Source organism: Neisseria sp. LACPHL-SPEC-2024-00856 (genome assembly GCF_047915665.1).
Classification (GTDB): Bacteria; Pseudomonadota; Gammaproteobacteria; order Burkholderiales; family Neisseriaceae; genus Neisseria; species Neisseria polysaccharea.
In genome coordinates this window covers 95,872-109,956 of record NZ_JBLRPR010000007.1, presented here as the reverse complement: position 1 = coordinate 109,956, position 14,085 = coordinate 95,872, and the positions used below count along the sequence as shown (strand labels likewise).

Annotated in this window: 11 protein-coding genes; 4 read left to right on the top strand and 7 right to left on the bottom strand. The window is 51.7% G+C overall.

All coding sequences use genetic code 11. The features are described 5' to 3' along the window. On the top strand, positions 1-109 hold a 109-nt coding region (locus tag ACNAU7_RS07700; protein ID WP_411711365.1), incomplete at its 5' end, for an aldehyde dehydrogenase family protein. Between the two features lie 162 nt (positions 110-271). Here ACNAU7_RS07700 and ACNAU7_RS07695 read toward each other — a convergent pair. The 5 genes from ACNAU7_RS07695 to ACNAU7_RS07675 form a co-directional block, all read right to left on the bottom strand. Further along, positions 272-943: a hypothetical protein gene (locus tag ACNAU7_RS07695; protein ID WP_416301842.1), complete on the bottom strand. Its 672-nt coding sequence runs from the start codon at positions 941-943 to the stop codon at positions 272-274. 79 nt (positions 944-1,022) lie between these two features. After that, complete coding sequence (locus ACNAU7_RS07690) at positions 1,023-1,457, bottom strand: DUF4124 domain-containing protein (protein ID WP_025457720.1); 435 nt, start codon at positions 1,455-1,457, stop codon at positions 1,023-1,025. Between the two features lie 347 nt (positions 1,458-1,804). Continuing rightward, positions 1,805-3,061, bottom strand: a complete 1,257-nt coding sequence (locus ACNAU7_RS07685; protein WP_416301853.1) for an RsmB/NOP family class I SAM-dependent RNA methyltransferase — start codon at positions 3,059-3,061, stop codon at positions 1,805-1,807. Between the two features lie 34 nt (positions 3,062-3,095). After that, positions 3,096-3,965 (bottom strand): DUF1853 family protein, encoded by an 870-nt coding sequence (locus ACNAU7_RS07680; RefSeq protein WP_416301841.1) that lies wholly within the window; start codon positions 3,963-3,965, stop codon positions 3,096-3,098. Positions 3,966-4,006: 41 nt separating this feature from the next. After that, on the bottom strand, positions 4,007-4,822 hold the full coding sequence (locus tag ACNAU7_RS07675) for an RNA methyltransferase (protein WP_416301840.1): 816 nt from the start codon (positions 4,820-4,822) through the stop codon (positions 4,007-4,009). A gap of 243 nt (positions 4,823-5,065) precedes the next feature. On the opposite strand from ACNAU7_RS07675, the gene ACNAU7_RS07670 reads away from it, so the two are divergent. From ACNAU7_RS07670 to ACNAU7_RS07660, 3 genes are all read left to right on the top strand, one after another. After that, positions 5,066-5,851 carry an inositol monophosphatase family protein gene (locus tag ACNAU7_RS07670; protein WP_308074773.1) on the top strand — a complete coding sequence of 262 codons (786 nt, stop codon included), beginning with the start codon at positions 5,066-5,068 and terminating at the stop codon, positions 5,849-5,851. 352 nt (positions 5,852-6,203) lie between these two features. Continuing rightward, positions 6,204-8,516, top strand: a complete 2,313-nt coding sequence (locus ACNAU7_RS07665; protein ID WP_416301839.1) for a TonB-dependent receptor — start codon at positions 6,204-6,206, stop codon at positions 8,514-8,516. 123 nt (positions 8,517-8,639) lie between these two features. Beyond that, on the top strand, positions 8,640-10,190 hold the full coding sequence (locus ACNAU7_RS07660; protein ID WP_416301838.1) for a YdgA family protein: 1,551 nt from the start codon (positions 8,640-8,642) through the stop codon (positions 10,188-10,190). Positions 10,191-10,551: 361 nt separating this feature from the next. Here the strand turns inward: ACNAU7_RS07660 and lpdA are convergent, their stop codons facing one another. Next, the gene (lpdA, locus tag ACNAU7_RS07655; protein WP_416301837.1) at positions 10,552-12,336 is read right to left on the bottom strand and encodes a dihydrolipoyl dehydrogenase; all 1,785 of its coding nucleotides are present in this window, start codon (positions 12,334-12,336) and stop codon (positions 10,552-10,554) included. A gap of 76 nt (positions 12,337-12,412) precedes the next feature. Then, positions 12,413-14,008 carry a dihydrolipoyllysine-residue acetyltransferase gene (gene aceF, locus ACNAU7_RS07650; protein WP_416301836.1) on the bottom strand — a complete coding sequence of 532 codons (1,596 nt, stop codon included), beginning with the start codon at positions 14,006-14,008 and terminating at the stop codon, positions 12,413-12,415. Positions 14,009-14,085: the final 77 nt, after the last annotated feature.

The following is a 14,085-nucleotide window of genomic DNA, read 5'->3' as shown; positions in this document are numbered from 1 at the left end:
CGATTTGCGCCTACCTTTCGGAGGGGTTAAAGATTCCGGTTACGGGCGCGAATTGTCCGAATTCGGGCTGTACGAGTTCGTCAACGTCAAAACCTACTGGCAGAAATAAACAAACCCCGTGCCGCTTCAGACGGCATGGGGTTTTCGATTGAGCCGGACGCTGTCGGCGGTGATGTGGTAGCCGCCTTCGCCGGCAAAGAGGCCGCTCTGGCTGCCGACGTTAAAAGACAGCCTGAATATTTTTCAGACTGTCTTTTTGAAGAGATGGAAGTTATTTGTTTCTCAATATCTCAATAAGGGCGGCTTTGGACTGGTAGAAGTCCAAATCAAATAATGAAATGCCTAAATGTTTGCAATATTCTTCGATCATCTCCACAGTCAGCCTGTTTTTTTTGAGTCTTTCGGTATATTTTTCTGTCTGTTCAAACGGCAGCGGCGTGCCATATTCCATAAACTCGACACGACTGGTTTCTTTATGCAGCATAACATTTCTGGTTTCGCAGTCATGACGGGAAACCTGTTTGCTGCCCTCATACAGGGTAAATGAGACCGCACCGAATTCGTCTTTGCCAAAATATGGACGTAAATACATAGTCAATAATCTGATTTTCCACAGCAAGGCTTCATACGGCACACTTGAAAAGTCTGTGCCGTTCCGGTTATTACCTATTAGCAATGACCAATCAGACTGCGTTTCCAACAATAAATATTTGGATGATCCGGTAATCTCAAGCGGATTCAAGAAATCCAATTTCTGACTGAGGGTATACTCCTCATCCAAATACGATAGTTTCGGTTTTAGATTTTGATAAAAATCACTTAAATCCATACATCTTTTTAGATAAAGATCCAGTGCTTTTTCAAATGGCGCGCCAATAAAATAAAACTGTTTCAGGCTCGGATGGCCGTCTCTTGCAAGAAAAAAATCTTTGTTTACATTCATAATTTAATCCACAGTCCTTAAAATTACAATAGCATCCGGATCATTACTCAATGCTCTCGATGCATGTCCGGGAGGCTGCTCAACGGCAGTATTTGTTTACGGCGTTATTGTATTTACGGATCAAATCATCCTTATTTTTCGCATTTGAGTTTCCCACCGCCTTCAGGTTCATTTTTGAAATCCGGCAGTTTTCTTCTTTATTTTGCCGTTCGGTTTCGGCAATTTTTTTCTTTTCTTCCTCAAGTTGCCTGTTTTTCTCGGCAGTGTCGGGATTGTTTTCCTGCGCCGCGCCGTCCGTGGGCTTCCCTGCGGCGACTTGGGCAGGCTTGACCGCCGGTTTGGTTTGGCGCGTCCGCAGGTTGAGGATTTGGCTCTGGTCGGGATGAAGCTGTTTCGGCACATCCGAATAGCTGTTGCCGCCGCCGTCCTTCCAAGTAAAGACGGCGGCTTCGGCGGGCGGGACGGGCAGGAAAGAGGCGAGGGTAAATGTGATGACGGATAAAGCAAAGTTCATTAGGGTTTCCTTAAGGGTTGGCTGTCGGGGCAGCATCAGGATTGGCTCGGGCGGTGTCTTTTCCGGGGTTCGGGTCAAAGCAAAGAAGACACTCCGCCTTAATATGGTGCTTTATATATTGGGGTAAAACAGATTACCAAAAATATCATTGGAATATGTTTATGCTACCGTATATTTCGGCAAAGAAAAAGAAAATTACAGCCCGGTGCGTATAAAATCCGATGAGACGCGTGATTCTGCCTTTGGTGTTGAATCGGTTGAATCTGCGGTATTTTGATATTTTTAATTGATGAAATGCCGTCTGAACGCTTTGAAAAGGGTTCAGACGGCATTTTGTTTAAACCGGTTTATTTGCGTTGCAATATAGCGGCAAAGAAGCCGTCGGTTTGGTGTTCTCCGGAGTTGAGACGTAGGTATTTTCCGGTATCCAAATCGACCTTCAGGCTTTGCAGAAGCTTGGCGCAGTTGACGAGTTCAAATTCGGGATGTTCGGACAGGAAACGTTTGATTTGCAGTTCGTTTTCTTCAGGCAACACGCTGCAAGTGGCGTACACCAAGCGTCCTTGCGGTTTTACCAGTTTGGATGCGGCATCGAGGATGCTGTGTTGCTGTTCCAAAAGTTTGGCGACGGTCTCGGCGGATTGGCGGTATTTGAGGTCGGGATTGCGGCGCAGTGTGCCTAAGCCGGAGCAGGGTGCGTCCACCAACACACGGTCGGCTTTGCCTGACAGTCGGGCAATACGGGTATCGTGTTCGCTGCTGATGCGTTCGGGGTGGATATTGGTCAGTCCGGCGCGGGTCATGCGCGGTTTGAGGTTGGCAAGGCGTTTTTCGGCGATGTCGAAGGCGTAGATTCTGCCTTTGTTGGCCATTTGCGCACCGACAGCCAAGGTTTTACCGCCGGCTCCCGCACAGAAATCGACAATGATTTCGCCGCGTTTTGCGCCCACCAATAAGGCAAGCAGCTGGCTGCCTTCGTCTTGGACTTCCAACGTGCCGTCTAAAAACAGTTCGTGTTTGTTAAGCGCGATTTTGTTTTTCAGGCGGATGCCCCAAGGCGAATAAGGCGTTGCCTCTGCATCGGCACTTTCGGCTTGCAACAATGGCAATACTTTATCTCGTTTGCCTTTCAAGGTATTGACGCGGATGTCGAGCGGGGCAGGTTGGTTGATGCTGCGGCCGAAGGCGAGGATTTCTTCTTCGCTCCAATGCTGTTGCAGCTGTTCCACCAGCCATTGCGGCAATTCTGCGGCGGTATTCAGGCCGTCTGAAAATTCGGTTTTACGGGCTTTAAAATTGCCGAGGAACGCTGTTTCTTCTTCATCAAGCAGGTCTTTGATTTGGCTGATGTTGGTACTTCTGCCGAGAACCAGTGCGGCGAGTGCGGCTTTGCGCGGCTGCGCGTGCGGACGGCGCAGGGCGGTACTGATTTTTTGATAGTGGCGCAGCGCGGCAAAGGCGGTTTCGGCGATTTCGTGGCGGTCTTGGCGGCCGAGCTTTTTGTGTTCGCGGAAATAGGCGGAGAGGACGGCATCGGAAGGCTGTTTGAAAGTCAGCATTTCAGCCAAAACTTTGGCGGTATGGTCGAGTTGTGCGGCGTTCATCATTAATGGGTTCTCTTAAAGTTGGGAAATGGTTTCAGACGGCCTTCATAATGCGTTCGATTTCGTGCCAAAAGCCGTCCGGCCGACATTCCAAAACGGCAATCAAGCCTTGGTTGATATGGCGGATTTCGGTTGCGTCCAATGTTTCGGTTTCGGCGACACGCGCAGGAGCGAGGTAGGCCATACGGTTGAGCAAATGGTAGCGGGCTTCTTGGCGTTCAAACCCGTATTCTGCCCAATCTTGAATATAGACGCCGCGCCAGCCGTATGGATTAAGCGGCGGCTCAAAAGTATGGAAACCTTGTGGAAAAAATCCAATGCCGCGCAAGATGGAAGCAGGAAGCGGATTCTCCGGCAGGCCTTGTGTGGCTAAGGTCGCTTTGCCTTGCGGCGTATGCAGCAGCTTGGATTGCTGCACCAGTTTGGCGGCTTTGTCCGTCAGCGTATCTTTAGGGTTGAGGCCGCGTAGGTTCTGCGCTTGGTCTCCGCCATAGTATTTACACGCCAGCTCGATATGGTAGGGCTTTTGATTAAGCGAAACGACAAAATCCGCGGCGCCTAAAGTTTGGCCGTCTGAAAAAACAGGTAGATTGTATGCGTGCAGTTTGGCGTGCGGCGCGTTGGTAAACCAAAAAGCCAGCAGCTCTTCGGCATAAATGCCGAGACGGTGGCCGAATGGAGCGCGTTGGGCGAGGTGATCCATCAACGGCGTGGGATCGGCATCCAATGCCAAAAGGTAACGGAAACCGTGTTCCCCCAGTAGTTCGCGCACGCTCAATTCGCAACCGCTTTGCCACAAAGGCGGCGCAGTCAGCAGCGAGGCGAGGTCGCGGACGGGGGGGCTGGTGAGTTTCCACCATAATGCGTCTAGGGCGTAATTCATGCTTATCCGAATATCAGTCATGCCGTCTGAAAAGCTTGAAACGTGTTTCAGACGGCCTTTAATCAGTCTTTTTTGTTCACACGATGGCTGACGGTATTGAAAAAACCGCGCAGGATGTCGATGTCTTCGGTTTGCGTGTTGGCGCGGCCGAACAGGCTCTGCATGCGGCGCATCAGGCGCTCGCCGTTGCGGCGGTTGAAAAAGCCGATGTCGTTCATCACGCTTTCCATGTGGGCGACCATGCCTTTGATTTGCTCATGGGTCGCGGCGTGGTCTTCCTGTTGAAGGTGGGTCATGGGCGAATCGGTTTGGCTGAAGATTTCGTAACACACAACTTGCACGGCTTGGGCGAGGTTGAGCGAGAAATAGTCGGGGTTGCCGTTGATGGTCATCAGTCGGTTGCAGGCTTGGACTTCTTCGATGCTCAAACCGAAAGTTTCATTGCCGAAGACCAGCGCCACTTTCTCGCCGCGGTTGGCGGCCTGCAGTAATTCGGGTACCAACTCGCGCGGGGTTTGCAGCGGTGCAGTAATTTCGCGGCGGCGGCTGGTCAGGGCGCAGGCGATGGTGGTGTTTGCAAGGGCTTCGTCCAAAGAAGCGGCAATAGTGGCATTTTCCAAAACGTCTGCCGCGCCGGAAGCGAGGATGAAACTTTCTTCCGGTAATTTAAACGATTGCGGATGCTCCGGGTCGAACACGGGCGGATTTTCCGTCATCGGCGTTGCCATCAGATTGGGGGCGACGATGGTCAGTTTGTGCAGACCCATTGTTTTCATCGCGCGCGCGGCGGAACCGATATTGGCGGGATGGCTGGTGCGGGTGAGGATAATGCGGATGTTGTCCAGATAAGCGGGCAGGGCGGGTTTGAGAGCAGTCATGTTCGGTTTTCGGTCGGAATGGAATAGGGTATAATGCGCCGTCTTTTTCGTTCGGACGGTAAAATGCCGTCTGAAATGTTCTTTAACAACGTCGGAAATTTAACGTTTCGCCTGAAGCAGACACGCGTCAGGCGGTATTTTACCCGATTTGGCAGTGTTTACCCCAACCAAATAAACTCCGATTTTGCCGCTCCGAAGGACTGCGCGTCCGAACCGGCGGTATGCCACCCTTAAGGAAATCTGATGAATCCGTTTTTGAATACAGCCTTTAAAGCCGCCCGCCGTGCCGGTCAGATGATGATACGCGCCGCAGGCAACCTCGATGCCGTCAAAATCGACAGCAAAGCCTTCAACGATTTTGTTTCCGATGTTGACCGCAATTCCGAAATCATCCTGGTTGAGGCTTTGAAAGAAGCCTATCCGCACCACAAAATCACTTGCGAAGAAAGCGGCTCCCACGGCAAAGCCGCAGCCGAGTACGAATGGATTATCGATCCGCTCGACGGCACGACCAATTTCCTTCACGGACATCCCCAATACGCCATCTCTATGGCACTCCTGCACAAAGGCGTGTTGCAGGAAGCTTTGGTGTACGCCCCCGAACGCAACGACGTTTATATGGCTTCGCGCGGTAAAGGCGCGTTGCTCAACGACCGCCGCATCCGCGTTTCCAACCGCATCGAATTGAACCGCTGCCTGATCGGTACGGGTTTCCCCGTCGTCGATCAAAGCATGATGGACAAATATCTGGCGATTCTGAAAGACTTTTTGGCAAAAACCGCCGGCGGACGCAGGGAAGGCGCGGCTTCTTTGGATTTGTGCGCCGTAGCAACAGGACGTTTTGACGGCTTTTTCGAGTTCAACCTCAAACCTTGGGATATTGCCGCCGGTGCATTGATTGTCCAAGAAGCAGGCGGCATCGTAACCGATATGACGGGTGAAGACGGCTGGCTGGAAAGCGGCGATATTGTCGCCGCCAATCCTAAAGTGCTGGCGCAAATGTTAAAAATCATTTCCGCACACGTTTAATCCGAGTCTTTCCCGAAGGAGGGGAAGAATAGAATGCCGTCTGAAATACCCGACCGTATTTCAGACGGCATTTTGCTTTGAAGCGGAACAATCTTTTGGTCGGATATTGTCGGTTCGTTAACTTTTCCTTATATTGCCGCCTAAAGCGCGGGGTGACGGCACACCCAGCCGGTGTGGTATAAAGTACACACTTGAAAATAGAAATAAACCGATATTTGGTAGGCGGATAGATTAAGCGTATGGATTCGTTTTGTAATGGGTTTGATTATCAAATATAATGCGCGCACAAAATATCCTTTGGGTTTTATCTTTTCCAATTCAAATTTGAATAATCAATAAAGAGAGCGTTTTCATGAACAAAAAACTTGCCTTAATGCCGCTGTTGATTTTGAGCGCGTTTTCATCTGCCGCCGACAATATTCCGCAGCATGGCGAACTCGGACAGGTTCATGTCCGTGCCGATGCCAAACGCGTCAAAGCCGCCCGTTCTTACTCTATTGCCAGCGACGGCGATTTGCGCGACCGCGTGAACTTGGGTTTGTTGGGTAAGGCCAACGCGTTTACCGCACCGATTACCGTCGTCAACTACGACGAACAAGCCCTAAACAACACCGAGGCGCGTACTTTGGTGGATGCCGTAGCGAAAAAAGACGCTTCCGTTTGGCAGTTTGGCGGCGAAAGCAACACGTTGACCGGTCTGTATTTCCGCGGTTATCAGCTTGACTCGCGCCAATTCAGCGTCAACGGTTTGGCAGGGATGTACGGCACGCAAGGCACAGCCAGCGTGCAAGTCGGTTCTGCGCAACTGATTAAAGGCGCGTCCACCGCCGTAAACGGCATGGACCCTGAAGGCGCGGTATCCGGTTCCGTCAATATCGAGACCAAAAAAGCCGCCGATGAAGGCAACCGCAAAATCGGTTTGGGATGGTTTAGCAACAACCGCGCCCAAGGTACGTTCGACTTGGGGCAACGCTTCGGCGAAAATAAAGAATTCGGCGTGCGCGCCAACGGCAAATTGCGCCATGGCGACACCCCGCGCCACGGTTACAGCGAAGACAATAAAGAATTTGCCTTAAATGCCGACTATCGCGGTGAAACACTGCGCGTGGCGTTCGATTCCATCTACGCGAAACGCAAAACCAACGGCGGCCGTGCGCGTATTCAGGATATTCAAAACGCCGGCGGCCGCTTGTTTGACGCGCCCGATGGTAAAACCAACCTGCTGCCTTCTTGGAACTGGCAAAACACCGTTGGCGAAACCAATATGCTGACGTTTGAATGGGATGCGTTTGACAATGCCCAAATTACCGGCGGCATCGGCTACAACAAAGCACGTTATTACGGCACGCTGATTTCCCCGACCGTTTGCGGTACAAGCGGCGCAAGCAGCCAAACCGAAACCTGCACGGCTGCCAACCAATACCACACCGGCACGGCGCGCCTGACCGACCAATATTTCCGCACATTGAGTATGAACCTGACCGCACGCGGCGAATTTGAAACCGGTCCGGTAACACATAACTGGAGTACGGCTTTCGACCGCGTTATCCGCCAGCGGAAAACCATAAACGGCAGCGGGAACGGCACTAGCAAGATAGAAGTGAAGGCAAACGAAAATATTGCGAATCAATTGGCATCGTTCAAAGCCGACTATCCCAATTCTTGGGCGAAAACCGCCAACTTGGATGCCAATATCAAAGTTAACAGTCTGGCTTTGTCCGACACCTTGGGCTTCGTGGATAACAAATACCGCCTGACTTTGGGCGGACGTTTCCAAGCGGTTGAATATACCGACAAGAAAAAATTACAGAGCGGCGATGCCAAACGTTTCAGTCCGATGCTGATGGCGGCGTGGGTGCCGCAGCCCGATTTGGTGGTTTACGGCAACTATATGGAAGACTTAGAGCCTGCCGACATCAAAACCGACGATTCCAGCGAAACGACAATGGCGAAACCGCGTGTCAGCCGCCAGTTTGAAGTGGGTGTGCGCAAAAACTGGGGCGATTTTGTAATGACGCTGAACGCATTTCAAATCAAACGCCCGGGTTATTGGAGGGGTAATACTGTTAAGAGCGGCAGCGGCACAGGCGGCGCGGCAGGCAGTACGGGCGGCAGCACAACCGGCAGTGCGGGCAGCAATTCCGATTTTGCCCGCTATAAAGCCCAAGGCGGTACGGCAGGCGACGAGCAAGGAATGGAACGCAATCGCGGTATCGAGTTCAACGCATACGCCAACCTGTTAAACAAAACCCTGCGTCCGACTTTGGGTCTGATGTATCTGCAATCGACCGTGAAGAATTATCCGAACGCAGCTGACAATCTTGTTAACGGCGTACAAGTTGCCAACCCGCGCGTGATTGCCAAAGCGGGCGTGGAATGGGATGCACCATTTGCCAAAGGCTTGACCTTGAACGGCAACGTTTCGTATTTCGGCAAGTCTTACCAAGACACGAAAAAACAATATGCCTTCCCATCCTACACCTTGGTTGACGTAGGCGCGCGCTACAAAACCAAGCTGGGCAAAAATACTTTGACCGTCAGCAGCTCGGTGGAAAACCTGTTCAACAAAAACTACTGGCAGGTACAGCGCGGACAATTCGACCGCAGCTTCGCCGTCGTCGGTATGCCGCGCACTTACTGGCTGAAGGCGGAATTGGATTTCTGATTTCCTCACATCCGGAAAATGCCGTCCGAACAGGTTTCAGACGGCATTTCTTTTAAAGAAATATGGCGGGATATGCTTAAATAATGCTATTCTAGTACTTTTGAAACCTGCTTGTTTGAAGTGATGAAAAAACCTTTGATTTCAGTTGCGGCAGCATTGCTCGGCGTTGCTTTGGGGACACCTTATTATTTGGGTGTCAAAGCCGAAGAAAGCCTGACGCAGCAGCAAAAAATATTGCAGGAAACGGGCTTCCTGACCGTCGAATCGCACCAATATGACCGCGGCTGGTTTACTTCTACGGAAACGACGGTCATCCGTCTGAAACCGGAGTTGCTGAATAATGCGCAGAAATACCTGCCGGACAACCTGAAAACAGTGTTGGAACAGCCGGTTACGCTGGTAAACCATATCACGCACGGCCCTTTTGCCGGCGGATTCGGCACGCAGGCGCACATTGAAACCGAGTTCAAATACGCGCCTGAAACGGAAAAAGTTCTGGAACGCTTTTTTGGGAAACAAGCTCCGGTTTCCCTTGCCAATACCGTTTATTTCAACGGCAGCGGTAAAATGGAAGTCAGTGTTCCTGCCTTCGATTATGAAGAACTGTCGGGCATCAGGCTGCACTGGGAAGGCCTGACGGGGGAAACGGTTTATCAAAAAGGTTTCAAAAGCTACCGCAACAGCTATGATGCGCCCTTGTTCAAAATCAAGCTGGCAGATAAAGGCGATGCCGCGTTTGAAAAAGTGCATTTCGATTCGGAAACTTCAGACGGCATCAATCCGCTTGCTTTAGGCAGCAGCAATCTGACCTTGGAAAAATTCTCCCTAGAATGGAAAGAGGGTGTCGATTACAACGTCAAGTTAAACGAACTGGTCAATCTCGTTACCGATTTGCAGATTGGCGCGTTTATCAATCCCAACGGCAGTATCGCACCTTCCAAAATCGAAGTTGGCAAACTGGCTTTTTCAACCAAGACCGGGGAATCGGGCTCATTTATCAACAGTGAAGGGCAGTTCCGTTTTGACACGCTGGTTTACGGCGATGAAAAATATGGCCCGCTGGATATCCATATCGCTGCCGAACATCTCGATGCTTCTGCCTTAACCGTATTGAAACGCAAGTTTGCACAAATTTCTGCCAAAAAAATGACTGAGGAACAAATCCGCAATGATTTGATTGCGGCAGTCAAAGGCGAGGCTTCCGGATTATTTACCCATAATCCGGTACTCGACATCAAAACTTTCCGTTTCACGCTGCCGTCGGGAAAAATCGATGTGGGCGGAAAAATCATGTTTAAAGACATGAAGAAGGAAGATTTGAACCAATTGGGTTTGATGCTGAAGAAAACTGAGGCGGACATCAGAATGAGTATTCCTCAAAAAATGTTGGAAGATTTGGCGGTCAGTCAGGCAGGCAATATTTTCAGCGTCAATGCCGAAGATGAGGCGGAAGGCAGGGCAAGTCTTGACGACATCAACGAGACCTTGCGCCTGATGGTGGACAGTACGGTTCAGAGTATGGCAAGGGAAAAATATCTGACTTTGAACGGCGACCAGATTGATACTGCCATTTCTCTGAAAAACAATCAGTTGAAATTGAACGGTAAAACGTTGCAAAACGAACCGGAGCCGGATTTTGATGAAGGCGGTATGGTTTCAGAGCCGCAGCAGTAATGGGTCAAATGCCGTCTGAAATGTTCAGGCGGCATTTTGTTGTATTGGAAACTGCCGTTTTCAACCATTCCTTTAGATAAGCCGTGTCGGATTCGTTTTTATAGTGGATTAAATTTAAACCAGTACGGCGTTGCCTCGCCTTAGCTCAAAGAGAACGATTCTCTAAGGTGCTGAAGCACCAAGTGAATCGGTTCCGTACTATTTGTACTGTCTGCGGCTTCGTCGCCTTGTCCTGATTTAAATTTAATCCACTATAGGCCGGAAGAAATATTTTAATCCGCTGTAAAATAGAAAATGCCGTCTGAACATTTCAGACGGCATTTGCTCAAATAAACCTTATCGGCTGTTTATTCAGTCGGATTTATTTTTTCTTTTGCGGAGGCAGGTCGGTACAAGTACCCAATGCCACTTCCGCCGCCATACCGATGGATTCGCCCAAGGTCGGGTGCGGGTGGATGGTTTTGCCGATGTCTGCCGCGTCGCAGCCCATTTCGATGGCAAGGCAGACTTCGCCAATCATGTCGCCACCGTTCGGACCGACAATGCCGCCGCCGATGATGCGGCCGGTTTCGGCATCGAAAATCAGCTTGGTAAAGCCGTTGTCGCAACCGTTGGCAATCGCACGACCGGAAGCCGCCCACGGGAAGTTGGCTTTGGTGATTTTGCGGCCGGAGGCTTTGGCGGACAACTCGGTTTCGCCCACCCACGCCACTTCGGGGGAAGTGTAGGCAACGCCCGGAATCACGCGCGCGTCGAAGTAGGCTTTGTGGCCGGCGCAGTTTTCGGCGGCAACGTGGCCTTCGTGAACGGCTTTGTGCGCCAACATCGGCTGACCGACGATGTCGCCGATGGCGTAGATGTGCGGCACATTGGTACGCATTTGTTTGTCCACTTCGATGAAGCCGCGATCGGTTACGGCAACGCCTGCTTTTTCCGCGCTGATGAGTTTGCCGTTGGGCGCGCGGCCGGCGGCAACCAATACGGCATCGTAGCGTTGCGGCTCTTTCGGTGCGTTCGCGCCTTCAAAGGTAACGTAAACGCCGTCTTCTTTCGGATCGACTGCAACGGTTTTGGTGTTGACCATAATGTTGTCAAAACGGTATTCGTTTTGTTTTTGCCATACTTTCACCAAGTCGCGGTCTGCGCCTTGCATCAGGCCGTCCATCATTTCAACCACATCCAAACGCGAACCCAGCGTGCTGTAAACCGTACCCATCTCGAGACCGATAATACCGCCGCCGATAATCAGCAGTTTGCCCGGTACTTCTTTCAGAGCCAATGCGCCGCTGGAATCGATGATGCGCGGATCTTCAGGGATAAACGGCAGTTTGGTTACGCGGCTGCCTGCTGCAATGATACAGTTTTTGAAGGCAACGATTTTTTTCTCACCGGTAGGCGTTGCTTGTTCGTACACGTCGCCGGCAGTCAGCGATACCTCCAAGTGGTGCGGATCTAAGAATTGGCCGTCGCCTTGGATAACATCCACTTTACGGCCTTTCGCCATACCTGCCAAACCGCCGGTGAGGCGGGAAACCACGCCGTTTTTGTAGGCGCGCAGCATATCGATGTCGAGTTCAGGCTCGGGGTATTTGATACCGTTGGCAGCCAAGTGGCGCACTTCGTCGATAACGGCGGCATTGTGCAACAGGGCTTTGGAAGGGATACAGCCGACGTTCAGGCAAACGCCGCCCAAGGTTTTATAACGTTCGACGATGGCGACTTTCAAGCCTTCGTCGGCAGCGGCGAATGCGGCAGAATAACCGCCGGGACCGCCGCCCAATACAACTACGTCGTATTCGGCATCGGCAGAGCCGCCGAATTGCGCGGCTTGCGGTGCAGGAGCGGCGGCTTTGGGTGCTTCTTGTGCAGGGGCGACAGCCGCTTCGGCTTTAGGGGCGGCAGCCGCGCCTTCGGCTTCAACGACGACAATCAAGCCGCCTTCGGAGATTTTGTCACCGACTTTGACTTTCACTTCTTTGACCACGCCAGCAACTTCGGCTGGTACGTCCATAGTCGCTTTATCGGTTTCCAAAGTAATCAGGGTATCGTCAACGGCGATGGTGTCGCCCACGTTTACTTCAACCGCGATAATATCTACATTTTCGTGTCCGCCAATGTCGGGCACTTTTAATTCAACTAAGCTCATGTCTCATCTTTCTGAATGATGTTCAAACTTCCTTTTCAGACGGCACAGACCGCTATGCCGTCTGAAGCCGATCGGGTTACAGGGTAATGCGGCGGAAGTCTTTCAACAGCTTCGCCAAGAATACGGTGAAGCGCATACCGGCCGCACCGTCGATGACGCGGTGGTCGAAGGACAGGCTCAACGGGCACATCAGGCGCGGGGCAAACTCTTTGCCGTTCCAAACCGGTTTGATTTGGGATTTGCACACGCCCAAGATGGCGACTTCGGGAGCGTTCACAATCGGCGTGAAACCTGTACCGCCGATGCCGCCCAAGCTGGAAATGGTAAAGCACGCACCTTGCATTTCTTGAGGTTTGAGCTTGCCTTCGCGGGCTTTTTTAGACAATTCGGTCAGTTCTTGGCTGATTTGTTTCAAGCCTTTTTGATCTACGTCTTTGATGACCGGAACAACCAAGCCGTTCGGTGTATCGGCTGCGAAACCGATGTTGAAGTAGTTTTTCAGCACCAGATTGTCGCCGTCCAAAGAAGCGTTGAATTCAGGGAAGGCTTTCAGCGCGGAAACAGAGGCTTTGATGATGAACGCTAATGGGGACAGTTTCACACCTTCGCGTTCCCATTCTTTGTTCAGTTGTTTGCGGAATTCTTCCAGCTCGGTCATGTCCGCTTCTTCGTGTACGGTAACGTGGGGAATCACAACCCAGTTGCGGGACAGGTTTTGACCGGAAATTTTCTTAATGCGGGACAATTCTTTAACTTCGACATTGCCGAATTTGGAGAAGTCCACTTTAGGCCACGGCAGTAAGTCCAGACCGCCGCCTAAAGACGCGCCGACTGCGGCAGGTTTTGCCGCGCCGCCCTGCATTACGGATTTCACAAAGGCTTTAATGTCGTCGCCCATGATACGGCCTTTCAAGCCGGTGCCTTTGACTTGGCCCAAATCCACGCCCAATTCGCGCGCCAGTTTGCGTGCGGAAGGACCGGCGTGTGCTTTGGCGAAAGCGGCCTCGTCGATTTTGGCAGCGGCAGGTGCAGAAGGTGCAGGCGCGGCGACAGCAGTCGGAGCCGGGGCGGCAGCCGGTGCGGGTGCGGCGGCTTGAGCAGGGGCTGCTGCGGCAGAGCCGGCGGTTTCTACTTCGATAATGGCAGAGCCTTCGGACACTTTGTCGCCGACTTTTAAGAATACGGCTTTAACGACACCGGCAGCGGTACAAGGTACGTCCATTGTCGCTTTGTCGGTTTCCAAAGTAATCAGCGTGTCGTCTTCGGCAACGGTGTCGCCCACTTTGATTTCAACGGCGATTACATCCACATCGGTATGGCCGCCGATATCGGGGACGGCTACTTGAATGGTTGCACCGCCTGCGGCAACGGGTGTGGCGGCAGGTGCAGGTTGTGTTTCAGCGGCAGCAGCTGGGGCGGCTTCGGCAGCGGCGGTACCGGTTTCAACGGTCAGAATTACGCCACCTTCGGAGATTTTGTCGCCAACTTTGACTTTAACTTCTTTCACGACACCGGCCGCATCGGCAGGTACATCCATCGTGGCTTTGTCGGTTTCCAAAGTAATCAGGGTGTCGTCAACGGCGATGGTGTCGCCCGCTTTAACTTCTACGGCGATGATGTCGACGTTTTCGTGACCGCCGATATCGGGGACTTTGATTTCTACGATACTCATTTGAGTTCCTTTAATCTTTTTCAGTTGGATGCCGTCTGAAAACTGCTTCACGCGGCATCGGTACGGTTTGTCTGTTC

What these genes read in the sequence shown, in the direction of transcription:
- aceF (WP_416301836.1), bottom strand. Translation starts at nt 14,008, where the DNA reads ATGAGTATCGTAGAAATCAAAGTCCCCGATATCGGCGGTCACGAAAAC.
- ACNAU7_RS07665 (WP_416301839.1), top strand. Translation starts at nt 6,204, where the DNA reads ATGAACAAAAAACTTGCCTTAATGCCGCTGTTGATTTTGAGCGCGTTT.
- ACNAU7_RS07675 (WP_416301840.1), bottom strand. Translation starts at nt 4,822, where the DNA reads ATGACTGCTCTCAAACCCGCCCTGCCCGCTTATCTGGACAACATCCGC.
- ACNAU7_RS07660 (WP_416301838.1), top strand. Translation starts at nt 8,640, where the DNA reads ATGAAAAAACCTTTGATTTCAGTTGCGGCAGCATTGCTCGGCGTTGCT.
- ACNAU7_RS07685 (WP_416301853.1), bottom strand. Translation starts at nt 3,061, where the DNA reads ATGAACGCCGCACAACTCGACCATACCGCCAAAGTTTTGGCTGAAATG.
- ACNAU7_RS07670 (WP_308074773.1), top strand. Translation starts at nt 5,066, where the DNA reads ATGAATCCGTTTTTGAATACAGCCTTTAAAGCCGCCCGCCGTGCCGGT.
- lpdA (WP_416301837.1), bottom strand. Translation starts at nt 12,336, where the DNA reads ATGAGCTTAGTTGAATTAAAAGTGCCCGACATTGGCGGACACGAAAAT.
- ACNAU7_RS07680 (WP_416301841.1), bottom strand. Translation starts at nt 3,965, where the DNA reads ATGACTGATATTCGGATAAGCATGAATTACGCCCTAGACGCATTATGG.
- ACNAU7_RS07690 (WP_025457720.1), bottom strand. Translation starts at nt 1,457, where the DNA reads ATGAACTTTGCTTTATCCGTCATCACATTTACCCTCGCCTCTTTCCTG.
- ACNAU7_RS07695 (WP_416301842.1), bottom strand. Translation starts at nt 943, where the DNA reads ATGAATGTAAACAAAGATTTTTTTCTTGCAAGAGACGGCCATCCGAGC.